Annotated in this window: 19 protein-coding genes; 6 read left to right on the top strand and 13 right to left on the bottom strand. The window is 40.4% G+C overall.

Annotated features, from left to right (window positions below):
- Window positions 1-278: 278 nt before the first annotated feature.
- Together Q4600_RS01655 and Q4600_RS01650 are read right to left on the bottom strand one after the other, a co-directional pair.
- A complete protein-coding gene (locus Q4600_RS01655; protein WP_102529773.1) occupies window positions 279-788 on the bottom strand; it encodes an RDD family protein in 510 nt (169 codons plus the stop codon).
- Between the two features lie 14 nt (window positions 789-802).
- Complete coding sequence (locus Q4600_RS01650; protein WP_102529772.1) at window positions 803-1,069, bottom strand: DUF2960 domain-containing protein; 267 nt, start codon at window positions 1,067-1,069, stop codon at window positions 803-805.
- A gap of 181 nt (window positions 1,070-1,250) precedes the next feature.
- On the opposite strand from Q4600_RS01650, the gene Q4600_RS01645 reads away from it, so the two are divergent.
- Window positions 1,251-1,820 carry a DsrE family protein gene (locus Q4600_RS01645; protein WP_229367892.1) on the top strand — a complete coding sequence of 190 codons (570 nt, stop codon included), beginning with the start codon at window positions 1,251-1,253 and terminating at the stop codon, window positions 1,818-1,820.
- A 119-nt stretch (window positions 1,821-1,939) separates the two neighbouring features.
- On the opposite strand, the gene Q4600_RS01640 is transcribed toward Q4600_RS01645, so the two are convergent.
- The 6 genes from Q4600_RS01640 to Q4600_RS01615 form a co-directional block, all read right to left on the bottom strand.
- Complete coding sequence (locus Q4600_RS01640) at window positions 1,940-2,749, bottom strand: regulatory protein RecX (RefSeq protein WP_303512381.1); 810 nt, start codon at window positions 2,747-2,749, stop codon at window positions 1,940-1,942.
- 6 nt (window positions 2,750-2,755) lie between these two features.
- On the bottom strand, window positions 2,756-3,403 hold the full coding sequence (locus Q4600_RS01635) for a DUF2913 family protein (RefSeq protein ID WP_102529769.1): 648 nt from the start codon (window positions 3,401-3,403) through the stop codon (window positions 2,756-2,758).
- 244 nt (window positions 3,404-3,647) lie between these two features.
- Complete coding sequence (locus tag Q4600_RS01630) at window positions 3,648-4,067, bottom strand: VOC family protein (RefSeq protein WP_248954479.1); 420 nt, start codon at window positions 4,065-4,067, stop codon at window positions 3,648-3,650.
- Window positions 4,068-4,383: 316 nt separating this feature from the next.
- The gene (locus Q4600_RS01625; protein ID WP_102529768.1) at window positions 4,384-5,019 is read right to left on the bottom strand and encodes a peroxiredoxin-like family protein; all 636 of its coding nucleotides are present in this window, start codon (window positions 5,017-5,019) and stop codon (window positions 4,384-4,386) included.
- 365 nt (window positions 5,020-5,384) lie between these two features.
- Window positions 5,385-6,686 carry a DEAD/DEAH box helicase gene (locus Q4600_RS01620; RefSeq protein ID WP_102529767.1) on the bottom strand — a complete coding sequence of 434 codons (1,302 nt, stop codon included), beginning with the start codon at window positions 6,684-6,686 and terminating at the stop codon, window positions 5,385-5,387.
- 395 nt (window positions 6,687-7,081) lie between these two features.
- A complete protein-coding gene (locus tag Q4600_RS01615; RefSeq protein ID WP_303512390.1) occupies window positions 7,082-8,866 on the bottom strand; it encodes an aminopeptidase P family protein in 1,785 nt (594 codons plus the stop codon).
- Between the two features lie 223 nt (window positions 8,867-9,089).
- Here Q4600_RS01615 and Q4600_RS01610 point away from each other — a divergent pair, with 223 nt between their 5' ends.
- Window positions 9,090-10,307 (top strand): Xaa-Pro peptidase family protein, encoded by a 1,218-nt coding sequence (locus Q4600_RS01610; protein WP_303512392.1) that lies wholly within the window; start codon window positions 9,090-9,092, stop codon window positions 10,305-10,307.
- A 182-nt stretch (window positions 10,308-10,489) separates the two neighbouring features.
- On the opposite strand, the gene Q4600_RS01605 is transcribed toward Q4600_RS01610, so the two are convergent.
- The 5 genes from Q4600_RS01605 to Q4600_RS01585 all read right to left on the bottom strand — a co-directional run bounded on the left by Q4600_RS01605 (window position 10,490) and on the right by Q4600_RS01585 (window position 14,053).
- A complete protein-coding gene (locus tag Q4600_RS01605) occupies window positions 10,490-10,960 on the bottom strand; it encodes an FKBP-type peptidyl-prolyl cis-trans isomerase (protein ID WP_102529764.1) in 471 nt (156 codons plus the stop codon).
- 256 nt (window positions 10,961-11,216) lie between these two features.
- Complete coding sequence (locus tag Q4600_RS01600) at window positions 11,217-11,555, bottom strand: DUF1294 domain-containing protein (protein WP_102529763.1); 339 nt, start codon at window positions 11,553-11,555, stop codon at window positions 11,217-11,219.
- A gap of 12 nt (window positions 11,556-11,567) precedes the next feature.
- Window positions 11,568-12,182: a YceI family protein gene (locus tag Q4600_RS01595; protein ID WP_102529762.1), complete on the bottom strand. Its 615-nt coding sequence runs from the start codon at window positions 12,180-12,182 to the stop codon at window positions 11,568-11,570.
- Between the two features lie 20 nt (window positions 12,183-12,202).
- Window positions 12,203-13,474: a DUF418 domain-containing protein gene (locus Q4600_RS01590; RefSeq protein WP_303512396.1), complete on the bottom strand. Its 1,272-nt coding sequence runs from the start codon at window positions 13,472-13,474 to the stop codon at window positions 12,203-12,205.
- Between the two features lie 102 nt (window positions 13,475-13,576).
- Window positions 13,577-14,053: a hotdog fold domain-containing protein gene (locus Q4600_RS01585; protein WP_102529761.1), complete on the bottom strand. Its 477-nt coding sequence runs from the start codon at window positions 14,051-14,053 to the stop codon at window positions 13,577-13,579.
- Window positions 14,054-14,349: 296 nt separating this feature from the next.
- Between Q4600_RS01585 and Q4600_RS01580 the strand changes: the two genes are divergently transcribed.
- The 4 genes from Q4600_RS01580 (at window position 14,350) to Q4600_RS01565 (ending at window position 19,497) form a co-directional block, all read left to right on the top strand.
- Window positions 14,350-15,282, top strand: coding sequence for a DUF368 domain-containing protein (locus Q4600_RS01580; RefSeq protein WP_303512400.1), 933 nt, complete (start codon window positions 14,350-14,352; stop codon window positions 15,280-15,282).
- A 227-nt stretch (window positions 15,283-15,509) separates the two neighbouring features.
- Window positions 15,510-16,472 carry a DUF523 and DUF1722 domain-containing protein gene (locus Q4600_RS01575; protein WP_303512945.1) on the top strand — a complete coding sequence of 321 codons (963 nt, stop codon included), beginning with the start codon at window positions 15,510-15,512 and terminating at the stop codon, window positions 16,470-16,472.
- A gap of 97 nt (window positions 16,473-16,569) precedes the next feature.
- Window positions 16,570-18,066 (top strand): deoxyribodipyrimidine photo-lyase, encoded by a 1,497-nt coding sequence (locus Q4600_RS01570; RefSeq protein ID WP_303512402.1) that lies wholly within the window; start codon window positions 16,570-16,572, stop codon window positions 18,064-18,066.
- Window positions 18,067-18,285: 219 nt separating this feature from the next.
- A complete protein-coding gene (locus Q4600_RS01565) occupies window positions 18,286-19,497 on the top strand; it encodes an NnrS family protein (RefSeq protein WP_102529757.1) in 1,212 nt (403 codons plus the stop codon).
- Window positions 19,498-19,521 lie beyond the last annotated feature (24 nt).

The following is a 19,521-nucleotide window of genomic DNA, read 5'->3' as shown; positions in this document are numbered from 1 at the left end:
TCATTGATACGCTGTATCTATTAATCTCATTATCTTCTTAAGATACTCCAGTAAATCGATTACGCCAAGTAACATTCGTATGCTAATCAATAGTCTGTTTAATGGACTAAGTAATGAAACATGTTATTGGTTATCGATAAGGCTCAAACTGGGACAGATATAACAGTAAAGGTAGAGTTTTAGGTAATAAAAAAGCCAACTGAATGAGCAATTGGCTTTATGGATATGGTTAATTGCTTCATTTTTAATGAAGCGAACAATACTGACTTTAACCTTGATTAAGCACCGCGCCAGTTACGCATTTGATTCGCTTCAAGGGATAATACTACGACTTCCGAGCGAGTCATTTTATCCTGCAGGGCTAATTTGTCAGGGTTGATAAGAATAAATAAGTTACCAATACCTGCAAAAGACCAAACAACACGAGCAATAGCAGTAATGAAACTTAAGTTTTGCCCATTAGGATGCTGCACTTTTAAGCGCCATGCTCTCATTCCCAGAGTTTGGCCACCGCGACTCCAGAATATGGCATAAAATCCGGCAACACATATGACTAACCAAAGCTGATAGAAACCTTGATAAAGTGGGGTTTGATTAAGCAAGTCAGAAACATGTTCATGGCCATTCATGCCAATCACACCTGTGCTGGTTAATCCAAAAAAGAGTCCAAATCCAATCACACCAGCAACCATATATACGGCTACGGCAAGTAAAGCATCATAAATTATTGCGCCGCAACGCTTTATAAAACTAGCTCTGGGAAAGTTAGCGTGTTCTGAATTAATCATGTAAACCCTTTGAATTAGCTGGCAGGTGTGTCTTCGTCTTCTTCTCGGACAAATTTGATACTGGTAAACCCGAATCGAGCAAACTCAGTTTTACGGAATTCCTTTTCAGCTTTCGCGCCTTTTTTTGACGTCATTGCCACTTGCTGTTCCATTGCTAAAAAGCCAGTTAAATCGATGCCTTCAGCTTCGGCTGCTGCTTCATATAAATCGTGATGAACGTCATAGCTAAATGGGATAACTTTGGTTTTACCTTTAAAGGTATAAATGACTTGGCGGGCCATGGAAACTCCTAAAATCGCAAACAGTAGTATGAGTGGAAATAAACTCATACGGCTAAAAATGCCTACAACATTTCAGATGCTGACATATGGGCATTTTGTTGGCTATTATAACGAAAGCTTTAGGTGCAAGATAGCTCAGAACTTGCGTGACAATAATAATCATCATTAAAAAGGAAAATGAATGTCTAGATTGATAACGTTAGCCGCCTTGTTACTTTGTTGTTTAGGGGTAATTAGCTTTTCAACTTCTGCCTATGCAGGTATGGAAGCATTTAAAGATGGCACCGCGATAAAAGGTTACGGTCAAATTGCTGCAATCGATTCACAGCTTGTTATCCCAAAGGGTATGCAATTCAAAGTCGCGTTTGATATGAGTAAAGCCGCTAAACCTAATGAGGTTAATCGCAATTTAAACACCTTAGCCAGATTTATCAATATGCATGAAGCTGTGGGGGTTAAAGCTGAGAATATACAGTTAGCTATGGTCGTACACGGTGCTTCAGTTGCCGATTTAGCAAATGATAGTTTTTATCAAAGTCAGCATTCAAGTAATAAAGAACTGACTAACGCCAACAAAGCATTAGTGAGTCAATTGGTAAAATATGGTGTAAAAATTTATATTTGTGGGCAAAGCGCTGCGTATTATGGTTTAGACAAGGATGCATTACTGCCAGGTGTGGATATGGCTTTATCGGCAATGACAGCTCATGCAATATTAGCGCAACAAGGATATAGCTTAAATCCGTTTTAAGTCTGAAAATGCTGACTGTCGATAAGGAGCTGCTTGCTTTGTTAGGGCTCTGCTTACTTTCATTTGGGCTCTGCTGACTGAGTTAGAAATACTGCTTGCTTGAGTTAGCCTTTTTTAATTTAATCCTCGCTAGGATTGAGCGCTTCTTTTATCTCATCACTGCCAAAGCCTTTGCGCATTAAGTAAGCATAGGCTTTTGATTTACCTTTATAGTCTGATAAATCATAGCGTTTTCTAGCCAACTGCTCGCGGCAGCTCTTATAAAAGTCTATATCTTCGCTAAGGCTTAGTTGGTAAATAATATTCTCAAACTCGCTGACATCAATCAGTCTTTGTTTGAGCTCTTGTAGGATAAGAGTTTCGCCTTTGCCTTTATTATATAACTTGATAATTTCAGTGGTTAAATCGACTTTGTCAGCTTTTACCGCTAATTTGCTACGCAGGGTGGCTTGCTGAGGATGCTCTGATAGGGCGTGATCTATTTCCGCTCTAGAGAAGCCTTTAGTGGTCATCTGTGAGTAAACTTTCTCTTTGGTCGTGCCATGAAAATGTTCAAATTTATTCAGCAGTCTTGATGTTGCCATAGCAAAGCTATCGACCTGCAGAGCATCCATGACTTGCTCAAGGGCTAATTCAATTTCAGCAGCTAAAATACCCCGTAGTTGCAGCTTACGTTTAATCGCGCCTTTGCCAATATCATCGCTAAAAGCCAACTCGCAATAACGCACAGCAAAATGATGATTGTCTTTCAAGTAACCATTTTCAATTAATGTGGTCAGTACCGTCTCAATCCATTGCTGATTGTCAGTTTTCCGCTCAAGCTTAGTGCGGATTTCACTAATCGTGAAATCCTGCTGGCTAAGATGCCAATAAGCACTATTGAAAACATTATCAATTGTTTTAGCTTGCCGAAGCGGTTGGCGTTGCATAGCGCTTTACTTAATTAACAAGCACAGTTGCTTAAGTTGATTGTTTGGTGCAATCAAATAAGTCTTATGATGTTTGATTAAGCTAGTTTTCTTATTACCTTGGCTGACTAATAAGCCTTTCGCTAAAGCTCTTTCAGCAAAATGATTTTCATCACCACGGACATAAATCGGTAATGACTTAACCAGCTTGTCGTCTTCAAAGTGGCTTTCCAGTTGAAGCTCACATACCACTAAGCTGGATTGGCCATTGCCTGCTAATTTGAGTTTGGTGCCACTATCATCAGAGAAAGCACTGTCAGAAATAACAAACCAATCATCACTTTCAAGTTCAGTAAGTAGCTGCCCAATAGCTTGCTGCTGAGTTAACTCTGGTTTTTCAACTGCGCGGTATTGTTTGGCAATACGCTCAAATAATTGCGGCAACATGGCGCCAGCACCTTGGCTACGTGCCATTCTTATCCAAGCAGATAGATCATCGGCAACCAATTTAGAAAAACGTTTTACGCGAAAAGATTCAACTAACCATGCACATAAAAAGTGGCTTTCTTGAGCGGGAGTTCGCTTTGCTTTTTGTTTTTCAGCAGACTCTTGTAAAGCTTGGATACCAGCTTCAGCGACATCTAAAATGGCTTGATTGTATGTTTGGGTTTGCACTATTTTTACACCGTTTAATTAATAATTTCATCACAGAAGCTTCATCTGTAATGTGGCGTTGCGACTAGACAACTTGCATAAGCTGTATTGTAGCAGAGGTACTTAAATTGCTGCTACAAACTTGGCTTGGAAGTCTTACTCAAGGCTAACATTGTATAAAAGGTGGGCTGATTTACTGAATCGTCGTTTATTCTCATTCTATTTATTAGTTTTGTTTATCCGTTTTATACATCAGTTCTGTTCGTCACTTTTGTTCATCACTTTTGTTCAGGTGTAATAAATCCCATTTGTTGCCATATAGGTCTTGGAACACCACAACAGTGCCATATTCTTCGACGCGCGGAGTTTCATTGAAGGTGACGCCTTTTGACTTCATAAGCTCATAGTCACGCCAAAAATCATTCGTTTGTAAAAATAAAAAGACTCGACCGCCGCTTTGATTGCCAACAGCTTGCAGCTGCTGATCATTACTGGCTTGAGCTAACAGTAGATTAGTACCATTTGAGTTAGGCGGACTAATCAATACCCAGCGTTTGCCACCACCGAGATCAGTATCTTCCACTAAAGTGAATTGCAGTTTTTGAGTATAAAAAGCAATTGCATCATCGTAATTTTCAACCACGAGCGCAATATTAGCGATTTGCTGCTGTACTGTTTGCGTCATATGCCTTTCACCATTTTTCATTCAGATAATTGTTATTATTATAATAACAATTATCGCTACTTGAATAGGACGCCAATCGTAGCAAAGAATCCAATGGCATCGATTGAACTTGCAGCAGATAAACTATCGCCTGAGCTGCTAGGGTAATCCAAGAGAGGGAGCTGTATAACGCTTTGCGATCCAGTTTGGGCGAAACGCTACGACGTTGATGTGTACCTGATTCGATATTTTATTAGAAAGAATAACTTAACTTGTTTTACAGTAGTCTGGAAAAATAAAAAGGCGATAGTGATAACTATCGCCTTTAAGTAAAAAATTACTGGTTCTGTAACAATTCAGCCGCAGCTAAAATTAACTCTGGTGCAGGACGCACTTTGTAGTTTGGATTAATGTATTGAAAATGCACTAAGCCTGCTTTATCCGCTACGTAAACAGCAGGAACTGGCAGCACTAAACGTTTATCACCTTCTGGTGTTGTCCAAAGCGTGTTATCAACGCTTAACTTTGCTTGATACATCGAAGTGACTTTTTCACTGGTGTAAAATGCGATGCCAAATGCTTGTGAAGCAGCCATTTTTTCATCTGACAACAACAAGTAATCTAATTCATTGTCGTTAATTGATGCTTTTAATTTAGCGGGTGAATCAGGTGAGATGCCGACTAATTGGAATCCCATTTCAATCAGTTTAGGCTCAATGGCTTTTAATTGACCCATTTGAATATTACAAAAAGGACACCAACCACCACGGTAAAAGAAGAATATGGTGGGCTTTTTAGCGGTTAGCTCTTCTAAGTTAACCTTATTGCCATCAACATCATGCAAGTCAACACTAGGAATTTGCTGACCATTCATCAATGGCATTACGTGGTATTCATCACTGGCAATGGGTTTAGCCATTGAAGGTAAACTAAATAAGGCCACTGCGGCGACTAACATCAAATTTTTTAACATGCTGAAATCCATATTCAATTAAAAGGGTCTATGTTGCGTGCTCTTCGAGGCATTTATTGCGCTCTAGTGCTCAATGTTGTTACTGATCCTTATCAATGTGCCTTATCAATCTGCTTTATCAAACTAGTTTATCAAGCCAGTTTTTCAAGCAAGCTTATCAAGTAAGTAAGGCAATCGATGAATTTTCACAGTAACGACTAATACTAGACCTGAGCATATCATTTTTTATTTCACTCGATTGAATAAAAGTGAATTTAGATTTACTTATTCTGTTTGACGTCTTTACGACTTAGTTTGTTCGAGGCAATAAAAAAGGCGCTATCAGCGCCTTTAATCATATTCAACTTAGGTTATTACTTTAGCAATTACTTCAGTTTTTTGTATTTAACTGTACTGCTTGATTTACCTACAGTCACGCGGCGACCTTGCATGTTGCGCTCTGCCACAACTTGCTCACCAGCATTGTCAGAACGTTGTTGTTTCTTAGCGAAACTACGACGCTTTTGAATTTGCTTAAGCAGCATTTCACGGCTGCCGACTTCATAGCCTGCAACTGTAATACGGCGAATTGGTTGACCGATTAACTTTTCGATATCCGCTAAGGTACGTTCTTCTTCACGACTTACAAATGAAATTGCAGTACCTGATTTACCTGCACGGCCTGTACGACCAATACGGTGAACATAATCTTCTGCAAGAAATGGTAAGTCATAGTTTACGACGTAACCTAGATTTTGAATATCTAACCCACGTGCAGCGACTTCAGTTGCAACCAGTACGCGTACTTTGCCTTCAACAAACTCACGTAAAGCGCGGCGGCGGCTACCTTGAGCTTTTTCACCATGTACAACCGCTGATGGAATACCATCAAGGTTTAATTCTTTTACTAGCACATCTGCTGCATCACGAGTTGCGGTAAACACCAATACTTGTTGCCAATTTTTAGTGCCAATTAACTCTGATAAAAGTTCACGTTTGCGACGCTGCTCAACGGGGTATACCACTTGGCTGACGGTTGCTGCTGTGGTGTTTTGCTTGTCAGCGGTAATCACCTTTGGTTTCTCTAGCATTTCATTAGCCAATTTTTTAACTGACGTAGAAAAGGTTGCTGAGAATAATAAGTTTTGACGTTGCTTATTAACTGCTTGAAGAATTTTTTGAATATCAGTGCTAAAACCCATGTCTAACATACGGTCAGCTTCATCGAGTACTAAAAATTCAACGTTTGATAAGCTTAAGTTACAAGCAAGAAGGTGCTCTAATAAACGACCTGGTGTGGCAACAATAATGTCAGCACCACGTTTAAGCTTTTGCGCTTGGGTTGCGACTTTAACACCACCATAAATGGTCAACACTTCGATGTTAATATTTTTACTGTAGTCGTTAATGTTTTCAGCGACTTGAGCTGCAAGTTCGCGGGTCGGCGTTAAAATCAATGCACGTGTATTTGAATGCTGTAATTCACGTGGATTTTCAAACATTTTTTGAAGCATTGGTAATGCAAATGCTGCCGTTTTACCTGTACCAGTCTGAGCACTCGCTAGGACATCTTCACCACGGCGAATAGCTGGAATAGCTTGCTGTTGAACAGGTGTCATAGTTTTATAACCACAATCAGCGATCGCACTTAATATTTCTGGGGCGAAGCTAAAAGATTCAAATTTCATCGGTGTATATTCCTATGGTAATCACGTTATTCAACAGTTTAAATGTTTGCCGATTGTAGATAGAAGTATAACGGCTATAACAAGCGGCGGCGGAGTATAACAAAAAAAATTGATTATTTCTTACCTAAATTATCTATTAAGCTGAAGTTGGCATTTTCGGTAAACCTATTACTTGCACCGCATAGAATTCTGACTGCTTAGTAAACATAAGCAATGTGCTAGCTGTAGGTGTTAAGGCTAAAACTAGTATCAACAAAAATGCCAAGCTCAGATTGAGCTTGGCATTATCAGTTTTAGCAAAATTATTACAGTTAGCTTTTAGCTTGATTATGTTAAAGCACTTTTTATAAGTGCTTTTATAAACGCTTTCTTAAACGCTAATTGTAAGCAGTAAATTAAATTGCTTGAGTTACTTCAGTTAACCACGCTAAGTCATCACCTTGCATCATAGGTGAAATTTTAGCGAAGACTAATTCATGGTATTGATTAAACCAGTTTACTTCCGCTTCGCTCAGTAATGATTTATCAACCAGTCTCTTATCCATTGGAATAAGGGTTAATGCATCAAACTCCATCATTTCTCTTTCAGGATTTGCAAGTTTCGATGGCACGATAGCCACTAGATTTTCAATACGGATACCAAACTCATCTGCGCGGTAATAACCTGGCTCATTTGACAGCACCATACCTGGAACCAATGCCACATTATTCACATTTTTACCAATACGTTGCGGGCCTTCGTGAACACTTAGGAAGTGACCAACACCATGACCTGTACCGTGGTCGTAATCACAGCCATGCTGCCATAAGTACTGACGTGCGAAGCCATCGAGTTGTTGACCTGATGTGCCTTTCGGGAATTTGGCTTGATCGAGGGCGATATGTCCTTTTAATACTAAAGTGAACATTTTTTGCTGTTCAGCGGTGACATCGCCAATAGCGATAGTACGAGTAACATCGGTTGTGCCATCGATATATTGCGCGCCTGAATCAACTAAATAAATGCTGTTCATGGTCATCTGACTTGGTGTGCCGTCAAGGTGGTTGTAGTGGCACATTGCGCCGTTACCGCCAGTAGCAGAAATAGTATCAAAACTCGGTTCACGGTATAGCGGGTCAGTTAAGCGGAATGATTCAAGTTTGTCTGCAAGTTCAGCTTCATCATGCATGATATTAGCTGCGACTTCTCGGTCAAGCCAAGCAAGGAAGCGACTGACTGCAACACCGTCTCTCAGGTGACTTTCACGCATGCCATTAAGCTCGGCAGCATTTTTTTGCGCTTTTGGGAGTGCCACAGGATCAGAACCTGCGATGAGTATTGCTCCAGCATTTTTAGCGGTGAGTTGGCTCCAAGCGTTTGCCGTATTAGGGTCAGCCAGTAACTTCACACCATTCAATTGTGATAATGCATCAGCCAGTAAAGATTCATCTTTAAACTCAACGCCACTACCTACATGCTCGCTAAAACCTGCTGGCAGTTTATTGCTATCTGCAAATAAGGTCATATCGCCATTGGTAGAAAGTAATGCACAACCTAAAGTCACAGGCAGTCTTGGAACATCGCTGCCACGAATATTCAATAACCAGCAAAATGAATCTAATGCTGAAATTAGCGCCATGTCAGCGCCTTGTTTTGCGACCAGTTCACCAATTTGCTGACGTTTTTCAATGCTGTTTCGGCCTGCGCCTTCGTGGCTGAACAAGCTAATGAGCTCGCTTGACAGTGCAGGGCGATCTTGCCAATGAACATCAATCGGGTTTTCATCAACGCTCACTAGACTTAAATTCGCTTTTACCAGTTTTTGCTCAGCTTGTTGGTACCAAGCTAATGTGTGTAAACGGCTATCAATGCCTACGCGCGCTCCTGCGCCTAGTTGTTCAATCAACCATTCAACTTGAGGTGTGTCGTACAAGCTTTCATAACTAAATAACTCAGCACTTACTTGCTGCTTCACTTGAACGGTGTAACGACCATCAATGAAAATAGCGGCGCTGTCTTTTAATACAATGGCCATACCAGCAGAGCCTGTAAAATCAGTCGCCCATAATAGGCGCTCGTTGCGCTCAGGGACATATTCCCCAAGGTATTCATCAGCTCTAGGAATAATGAATGCATCTAGATTGTGTTTGGTAAGTTCCTGACGAATAGCGTCAAGCCGCTGATTGATTTTCTCTGACATGATAGCTCCATTGGAGGTTGCTGATTGACTCAGTCTTATTGAGGAATGGCGATTATCGCAATTGCGTTAGGTTATTTGCAAGTAAAGAAGTTACCAGCGTAATAGTTGCATCATTGATAAGCGGTTAAACATAATTTGTAACTTTATATTGTATACATTTTAAATTAGCAGTTTACACTATGGCAAATATCTCATCATCAGTTAACTTTTTATGGAGTCATTTATGACTATTGGTGTCGGCACCCAAACACAAGAACAAGCATTCGCTAGCTTATCTGATATGACTACTGATGTAGCCCATATAGAATTAGCTGAATTCGAACAACGTATTGCTAAAGCGCAAAGCTTAATGCAGCAACAAGGCATTGAAGCCATTTATATCAATGCCGGCACAAACCTATACTACTTTACTGGTACCAAATGGTACGCCAGTGAGCGAGTGGTGGGTGCGATTATTCCTGCTGTAGGTAATGTTGAATATATTGCGCCTGCCTTTGAGCTAGATACCCTTGAAGGCTATATGGCGATTAAAGGCAAAGTGAATACTTGGCAAGAGGATGAAAGCCCTTATGCCTTATTTGCACAAACGCTCGACAATATGGGGATTCATAGCGGTAAAGTGGGTATTGATGAGTCAACAGCATTCTTCATTTTCGATGGAATGCGCCTTGCTAACGACAAGCTGAACTATATCAATGCAAAAAGTATTACAGCTGGCTGCAGAATGATTAAGTCATCAGCTGAACTTGGCTTACTGCAACGCGCAAAAGATATGACACTTGCTGTGCATGTGGCCACTGCAAGTATTTTACATGAAGGGATAACCACAGCTGAGGTTGAAGCTTTTATCCATGAAGCGCATAAACGTGTTGGCGCTCCAGCGGGTTCTTATTTTTGCATCGTGTTATTTGGTGAAGATACAGCGTATCCACATGGGGTTAAATCACCTAAAACTCTTGAGCAAAATGATACGGTATTGATTGATACGGGTTGTCAGCTTGGTGGTTATAACTCTGACATTACCCGTACTTATGTGTTCGGTGAAGCCAATGAGCGACAACGTAGTTTGTGGGATCTTGAACAGCAAGCCCAGCTTGCGGCATTCGCAGCAGCCCAAATTGGTGAAACTTGTGCCAATGTTGATAGAGCTGCCAGAGCGGTGATTGTCGATGCTGGTTTTGGTCCAGGGTATGATGTGCCAGGATTGCCACACCGTACAGGTCATGGGGTTGGTTTAGATATTCATGAATGGCCATATTTAGTGTTAAATGATCAAACGCCACTAGAAGCGGGTATGTGTTTTAGTAATGAACCAATGCTGTGTGTACCAGGAGAGTTTGGTGTACGTCATGAAGACCATTTTTATATGACGGATGCTGGCCCTGTTTGGTTTACTACACCGGCTAAGTCTATTGACGACCCGTTTGATTTAGCTAAGTAAGTTTAAGCGCTAAAACCAGACTGAGAGCCAGAGTGAGAACCAGAGTAAGAACTAGAGCAAGAACTCGTTGTTAATAAGTACAACCAACGCTAATGCAGAATAAAAAATGCCCTATTGGTGATTAAACCAATAGGGCATTTTTATGATTCAGATGAGTTAACTGTCTTATTCTTAGCTTCGTCTTAGTTAATCGCTAATAACTCAACTTCAAAAATCAGTACCGAACCACCTTCAATTTTACCTGCAGCGCGGTTGCCGTAAGCTAATGTGCTCGGAACAAAGAACTTAAATTTATCACCAACATTCATCAACTGAACACCTTCTGTCCAGCCTGGAATTACACGGTTAAGTGGAAAATCAATACTTTCACCACGGTCAACCGAGCTATCGAAAATCGTCCCATCAATTAATGTGCCGTGATAATGCACTGTAACCGTATCAGTCGCTTTTGGGTGTTCTGTGCCATCGCCTTTGTGCATAACTAAATACTGTAGGCCAGAAAGTGTTGTTACTACGCCTTCTTTTGCTTGGTTCTCAAGTAAGAAAGCATTGCCTTTCGTTATATTTTCTTGGGCAGCTTTTTTATTATTTGATTGAGTGAAAAAGTAAAAGATGAGTCCTGCGATGACGCATACAGCCAAAACGACTTTCATAGTATTAATCCCGATGTATTTTTTAGTAAGTTTTTTAGCTGAAACGGTATCGTTTCAACCTCGAGTAACTTTTACGTTAATAAGCCTGTTATTTAATAGGTAAGTAACAAGGAAGTTATGCGCAAGTCAGTCGATAAAAATTCTGATTGAGAACCTGATATGCATGGTACTGATAGAAATAAGCGGGGTAAAGCGAAAGCGTCATTTGTTGTACCTAGGCTTTATCGGCTCGCTGGTTTAGCAGCAAGATGTGACATTATTGAGCAAAAAAAGTGATATAAGCCATTAAAGAAGCAAAAGAAAAGTTAACTAATATCATTAAGCGATAAATCCACTTAAACGGCGTTTTCTGGGTTTTATGTCTGAACACCTCTTGCGCAATAATACCGGCGGGCCAGCCACCTATAAGTGCAAAACCATGCAGTGTTTGCTCTTGGATGCGCCACTTCTGTTTACTTGCCGCGCGTTTATCTCGCCATGTGATAAAGCCACTGATCAGATTGACTGCCAACAAGTAATAGCCAAGGTTCATCGATATCATAAAGCCGATGACTAACATGGTTGCTAAACTTATCAGGCCGAAAATTTTCATCATAGACTCGCTTTTTTATTTTAAAAATTCAGCATAAATTTCTAATTCAATCTCATCGCCAACAATCGGTATATAACTACTCATGCCAAAATCAGAGCGTTTTATTTGGCCTACAGCACTAAAACCGACAGTGTACTTGCCTGTCATCCAGTTATCTGCGCCGCCATGAAAAGTCGCCGTGAAGGTCACGGGTTTCGTCACACCGCGTAAGGTTAAATCACCACTGAAATTAAAGCTGGTGTCATTAATGGGGGTAACGGTATGACTTACAAATGCAGCTTGAGGGAATTGGGCACTGTGAAACCAAGTATCTTCTTGCAAGGTGTCGCTTAAGTCAGGGTTGTTGATGTCAATCGAGCTTATATCAACTACGGCGCTGAGCGTCGCAGCTGCCATATCGTTAGGATCAAAATTAAGTTCAGCGTCAAACTGATTAAAGCGGCCAACATAAGTTGATAAGCCCAAATGCTGAATTTTAAAAATTAGCGCGGCATGGTTTTCATCCAGTTGATATTCACCTGGTTGCAGCTCAAGCAGATCTGACTCAACATTGGGCGCTACCCAGCTAACACAGCTACTTAATAATAACAGCGCTATACCCGCAAATAATGCTTTGAGATATTGACTCATAGGCCTTCCTGGTTTGCCGTTCACGTGTTGGACTTTGCCATAACAAGTTTGCGCCACAGGGCTTCTAACGGGCCTTGGTTAAAAAATCGTAGATAGACTGGCGCTAACACTAACTGTAACAGGGTTATGATGATTGCGATAAGGAAATAGTCTACTCGATTCAAGCTCATGTATAAGTCACTTGCATAATGGCTTATAGCGTAACGAAAAATGCTGACACCAATCAGAGATTGAAAAATATAGCAGCTAAATGCAAGTTTACCGACAGCTTGAAATGGCGCTAAAACCCGTTGACTGTTTTGGCAAATTTTGACTATAAGATGCACATAAACTAACGCCATTGCTATTGCGCTCACCATCATCATGCTTGTCGATAATTCAACTAAAACGGGGTTGGATGAAAAGCTTAAAATTGAGTCAATGGTTGAAAATAATATCGCCACAATAATACATTGAAGCAGTGTTTTTCTATCCAAGCCATGTTCGAATACGCCTTGCTTATACAGGACCATGCCCCACATCATTAACCCGCCTGCATACCACATGATAGTGAGCGGGATGAGCATTAGCATAAAGCCCACTTGCATTAATTGTAGCAAAACGACATTAATATAAGCTGCAGACCAATCTAAAAGCTGCTGCTGATGCAGTTCTGAGCCTCTAAAATAATGTTCTTCTTCAATGGCAAGAGAGAATAAAGCCACAAGTACTAGTGCAGCAAAAATAAATTGATTGGCACGCTTTTTAATGGTTTCAATATCTGCGTTAACGTAATTAAGTGCTAGAAAAGCACTAATGCCATAAGTCAGTAGAATATCACCACCCCAAATGAAAATGCCGTGAATCAGCCCGAAAACAATGAGCCATTTAAGGCGTTTTTTAATCAATGGATAAGCGGGTAAGTTATTGGCTTCGAAGCGTTGATACTGAATCAGTAATCCTGCGCCAAATAAAATAGACAACAGGCTTAAAAAGCGTCCTTCTAGAAAGAAGTTACTGAACACTTCTAAAATTCTATCTGATGCTATTTGTGGTAAATGCGCTGCGTAACCATAAAAACTGTCATTCATAAAAAAGATGTTCATGAATAAAATGCCCAATATGGCTATGCCTCTAAGTGCATCCATATTGCTATTGCGGTTGCCGTGGCTTTCGTTAATGGTATTTGGGCGTTTGTTTGAGCTGGCGATGGCACTTGATGAGTTCGAACGACTTATTACAGTATTTGCTGCGGTACTTGCTGAATTGGGTGAGGTACCAATATGAGCTGCAGAATCCTTTTTGCTATTCATATCTTTATTTTTGTTGTGTTTTCTAATGATAAAAGTGCTGAAAGCGTAACAGCCTGTGATCGAAAAAGATACAGGGTTAAGCTTTCAACCTTATGATATCAATTACTTTTGCGGCTTTTCAGAAATCCATAATTTAATCGTGCCTTTAACCACAACATTTCCATCAGTATCGTAGGCGTTAACGGGGACGAGTAAATCTCCGACTTGCCATTGTTCTGGGGTGACTTCAGCAACGCACACAATGTCACTACCCGCTTTGGCGGTATAATCGACAGACATGCCTTTTGGGATCCAACGAAGGTGTTTAGGCACTGATGCTTCTGCCATCACTCCCATTGCCATTTCTAAACCGTTACAAATGGCGATGACATGAACGGTTTTAATATGATTATGAACCGCATTACGTTTTTTAATTAATACTGAGCATCGGTTAACAGTAAGATCGGTAACCAGTGGTTTTACCGTGGCAAAATATGGCGCCATTCTTGATACCATAATAGAGAAAATCTTATGTCCAAAAGGGTACTTAGTTACCTTGTTATATAAAGCTAATACATGGTTGGGTTTTGAGCTGCTCATATCAATCCTTGTCTTATTAGAATTATTTTTACATCTGGTCTGATGAGTTAGTTTGAAGTGAGTTTAACATCCTTGTAACCACTTGCACATAACCTATGTAAATTGAAAAAGATTAATTAGTCTCTTGCGCCGTTGCAGGTATAATTCGATTTGGTATTTTCACTTTGTTATTGGCTAAATGGCAAAGTGCTAAATCTCAGTCTTTATCTCAGTCTTAATTTGGGGCTTTATCACGACCTTTATCGCAAATAGGGTTAGATAAATTTAGATTTCAGGTGTTTTACTAAGGATTAGCTTTGCAGCAACTATTAAATTATTTCAAAGGAATGGCGATGGGCGCCGCAGATGTGGTTCCTGGTGTCTCGGGTGGCACGATTGCATTTATTACAGGGATTTTAGAGCCATTATTAGACGGGATTAAAAAGATTAACCCTTCATTATTAGGCGTGATAAAACAGCAAGGCATTAAAGCTGCATTCATGCACATTAATGGCCCTTTTTTAGTGGCTGTTTTTGGCGGTATTCTCACCAGTATATTCAGTCTCGCTAAGCTGATTTCATGGTTATTGACCAACCATCCTGTACCAGTTTGGTCATTTTTCTTTGGTTTAATTCTGTTTTCAGTGGTGCACATGCTAAGGCAAGTGGGCAGCATCAACCTATTGCGCTGCGTGTTGTTTGTATTCGGTGTAGCCTTTGCTTGGTTTATTACTGTATTAAATCCCATTGAATTAGATGCCGGATATTTGAACTTTTTCTTTGCCGGATGTATTGCTATTTGCGCAATGATTTTACCGGGTATTTCAGGAAGCTTCATTTTGTTGTTATTAGGGCTATATCCTGCAGTATTGGCAGCGGCAAAGGGGTTTGATGTTCTATTATTGGCATGTTTTGCAATGGGGTGCGTCGTTGGGCTATTAAGCTTTAGTCATGTGTTATCTGCCATGTTACGTAAATTCCATGATGAGACATTATTATTTCTAACAGGGTTAATGCTCGGCACCTTAGGAAAAATTTGGCCCTGGAAAGAAGTATTAACCTGGCGCGAAAATTCAAAAGGCGAGCAAGTACCGCTTACTGAGCAAAACTTATCACCGATGCAGTTTGAGCAACTAACAGGTGAGTCATCACAGCTTGCCGCAGCCGTTATTTGTCTGCTGGTGGGTATTGGACTCGTTTGGGGCTTAGAGATATTTGGACAACGCCACGCAGAAAAGGCCGATAGCTAATCTATTCATAGGCTTTCTAGCGTCGTTTATACTCTTACTCATGTGATGCTTGTTTTTTAAACATCACATGAGTTATAGGTTGGAACAGTAAACCTCCGATTTCATCTCTATCAAGATAAAAATTTACTTTTTATTATAATTTAATGAGTTAAAGGCTAATATCAATACAGGCAAGTGATCTAAACGCCATTACACAACGTAATGGTCTTTAAGCCACAAGGAGTCGTATCGTGAATAGAGAAATCTTTAATCCTGAAAAAATACAAATTGGTATCAGCAGCTGCCTATTAGGTCAAAAAGTGCGGTTTGATGGCGGCCATAAAAACTCAAATTACTGCAATATCGACCTCGCTCCATTTTTCGACTACATCAGTGTTTGCCCAGAGATGGCAATAGGTATGGGCGCGCCTCGCAAAACTATCCGTCAAGAGCTCGACGGCGATAAAATTTATTTAAAAAGTGCTGATGGCAGTATTGATGTAACAGATAAACTTGAAGAGTACAGTCAAAAACGTGTTGGTGAACTCGACTTTATTGGTGGTTACATTCTTTGCGCTAAATCGCCAACCTGTGGCATGGAAAGAGTCATTGAGTATAAGTACGGCACCAATAACGGTACCAAAAGCGGCGTGGGTGTATTTGCAAAAAAATTGATGGATACCTACCCAGAGTTACCTGTGGAAGAAGAGGGGCGCTTGCATGACCCAGTGATTAAAGAAAACTTTATCACTCGAGTATATGCGTATCATGAGTGGCATACCTTGCAAGCTGAAGGCTGGACCAAGCATAAACTAATGCAGTTTCACGCCCGTTATAAATACCTTCTAATGGCTCATAGCCCTCAATGGTATCGTGATTTAGGGCCGGTTTTAGCGAACATTGATGATCTTGATGCTGCTGCGCAAAGCTATTTTGTAGGTTTTATGACGGCGTTAAAGATTAAAGCAACTCGTAAAAACCACACCAGTACCTTGCAGCATATTCAGGGCTACTTTAAGAAGCATCTTTCTAAAGAGCAAAAACAAGAATTAACTGAATCAATCATGAAATACCGTGAAGGACTGTTACCTTTACTAGTACCTATTACATTGATTAATCACTATCTGCGTGAGTATCCAACACCATATATTGAAGGTCAGGTTTATCTAAACCCTCACCCTGAAGCATTAAGACTACGATACGCTTATTAAACTTAAACATTAAAATACAGGCCAATAATTTTTGGCCTGTATTTGTTCAATTAATTCTTCACTTCATCCTTGTTTTAATCTGAGTTAAGGCCCTGACATGAAATCACTTATTTGGTTTAGACAAGATTTACGTCTTGCCGACAACCTTGCTGTTTGTGAAGCATTTGCTTTGGCGAAAACAGAATTGGCCAATTTTGATAAGTCGACCTGTCCGCAGGTTGAAGCCTTATATATTGTTAGCCCTAAACAATGGCAAAGCCATGATGTTGCCCCGATTCAAATCGATTTTATTGAGCGTCATCTAAATATCCTTGCACAAGGTCTGGCGGCGTTAGGGGTAAAACTCACGGTAGTGACCTTGCCTTGGTTTGATGATGTGATGGATTGGCTGCCCAACTTTTTAACTGATAATCAGATAGATCAAGTATTTGCGACTCAAGAGCCTGAGTTTAACGAACGAAAGCGCGATCAACAATTACTCGATATTGGTCTGCCAATCACTTTTGTTACTCAAGACTGCATTATCAATGCGGGCGAGGTGAAAAACCTTTCGGGACAGATGTATAAGGTCTTTACGCCATTTTCCAAAAAATGGCGTCAAATCGCGTCGAGTAAAATGATTGCTCCTTTACCTGTCCCTGCGCCAATAGGACCTGCATTAGCTGAGCCAGATCCGATAGTGTTTGAGACTGACCATGTTGCTAAAAAAGTCTCAAGCAATTTATGGCGAGCAGGAGAGGGAGAAGCCAAACGAATATTGGATTATTTTTGTCAGCAGCACATTCAGGATTATCAACTCGAAAGAGATTTTCCGGCATTAGATAACACCAGTAAATTATCACCCTATTTAGCAATTGGTGTTATCAGTGCAAAGCAATGCTTAGCGACAGCTTTGAGCTATTACCCTGAAGCGCTAGTGGATGATACAAGCCCTGCTAAAACATGGATAAATGAACTGGCTTGGCGGGAATTTTATCGCCATCTTTTAGTCGCTTTCCCGAGGCTTTCAAAAGGCAAAAGCTTTAATGAAAAAGGCGATGATGTTCAATGGGTAAATGATGATGTGCAGTTCGCAGCATGGTGTGAGGGGCGTACAGGTTTCCCAATCATTGATGCAGCGATGAGACAGCTTAATCAAAAGGGTTGGATGCATAATCGTTTAAGAATGGTCGTGGCCAGTTTCCTCACTAAACATTTGCTTATTGATTGGCGCTGGGGTGAGCGATATTTTAGGCAAAAACTCATTGATGGTGATCTAGCTGCAAATAATGGTGGCTGGCAATGGTCCGCTGGAACGGGATGTGATGCTCAGCCTTATTTTCGTGTGTTTAATCCAATGAACCAAAGCAGTAAATTTGACCCCGATGCCAGTTTTATAAAACATTATGTCCCTGAATTAGCGCAGCAGTCACTTAAACTGATCCATCAGCCTTTGTTTATTGAACAGTCTGAGATTCGTTTTAATGAAGATGATTTGTTTGGAAATGTTGCGCCACAAGATAAGGTTACTAATCAGGCTTACCCATCACCAATTGTTGAGCATAGCGCAGCGCGAAAACGGGCTATAGAGGTGTTAAGTGCGCTAAAGCGCTAATACTGAATATCCCATGTAAGCCATTTGTTATTTGAATAAGCCACTTAATCGTGGCTTTTTTATTGAGCAATTTAGCTCACTTTCTTTGCGACAGATCACAGATTCTACTAGGTTTGTAAGGTGATGCATTTTTATCATTGCTGTAAAAGAAATAACGACATACAATAAACATATATTTCAAATGCATCTTTAGTGCGTTATTAAAAAGGTTTGATTATTATGCTAAATATTGACGATCCGGCAGAAACTGAGAAAACCGCTGCAATATGGCGATTAGCATTCAGACCTTTTTTCTTGGGCGGCGCTGCATTGGCAATGTTATATATTCCCCTATGGCTAATGGGTTGGTACACACCGCAGTACAGTTTATTTAATAGTAACTTTTGGTCGAATGTCTTGCCACTTTGGTGGCATCCACATGAGTTGTTATTTGGTTTTGCCATGGCGATTGTGTGTGGCTTTTTACTGACAGCGGTACAAACATGGACTAACCAACCTAGCCTTAAAGGTCCCACTTTAGCGATTACTTTTAGCAGTTGGTTATTGGCAAGGTTATTATTATTACTGCCATTTGATATCCCATTATTCTTACCTGCCATATTCGATAGTCTGTTTTTAGGTATTGCAGCTTTCACTATGTGGCGCTGCGTTTATCGAGTGAAACAGTGGCAAAATATTGGTTTCTCGATCATGCTTACTGTTGCTTTGATAGTGAATCTTGTGAGTTATTACGCATTACAAGAGCGTAATTTCATTTTAGCTAATCAAATCTGGCAAGGAATGTTATTTTGGCTAGCATTACTGATCACTATTGTCGGTGGAAGAGTGATTCCATTCTTTACTGCAATGAGAGTAAAGCAACCCAAAGCTGAGCCCATTTTTGCATTGGAAAAAAGCTTACTAGTGTTAATGATTGCCCTTGTTGTTCAGGCTATTTTTAAGGTTTTACCGATGGCCGTTGAACAAGTGCTATTGCTCAGTGCTGGTGTATTACACTTGATTAGAATCAGTCGCTGGCTACCCCACAAAACATTGAAAGAGCCAATGCTGTGGTCATTGCATTTATCTTACTTATCTTTACCTATTGCCTTGTTGGGTTTAGGTTGGTTTATTAACAATGAATTTGCTTATCGCAGCTTATTACATTTGTTTGCCATCGGCTGTTTAGCATCATTGTGTTTATCAATGATTTCAAGAGTGTCACTGGGTCATACAAGCAGAAATATATATCAAGGTCCTAACATGATATTAGCTTTTGTCTGTTTACCTATTGCTGCGTTATTGCGTGCAGTGATGCCCCTGATATTTCCTGCGCAAACCCAAACTTGGTTGTGGTTAGCAGGTGGATTTTGGTTTCTCGCTTTTGGATTGTTTGTTTGGCATTACAGTCCAATTTTATCTCGCCCACGTATTGATGGGCGTCCAGGCTAAGTAACGGCTTCATGTTATTACGCC

The sequence above is a fragment of the Shewanella sp. 2_MG-2023 genome, assembly GCF_030548905.1.
GTDB lineage: Bacteria > Pseudomonadota > Gammaproteobacteria > Enterobacterales > Shewanellaceae > Shewanella > Shewanella electrodiphila.
This window is presented reverse-complemented; position numbering and strand designations above follow the sequence as displayed.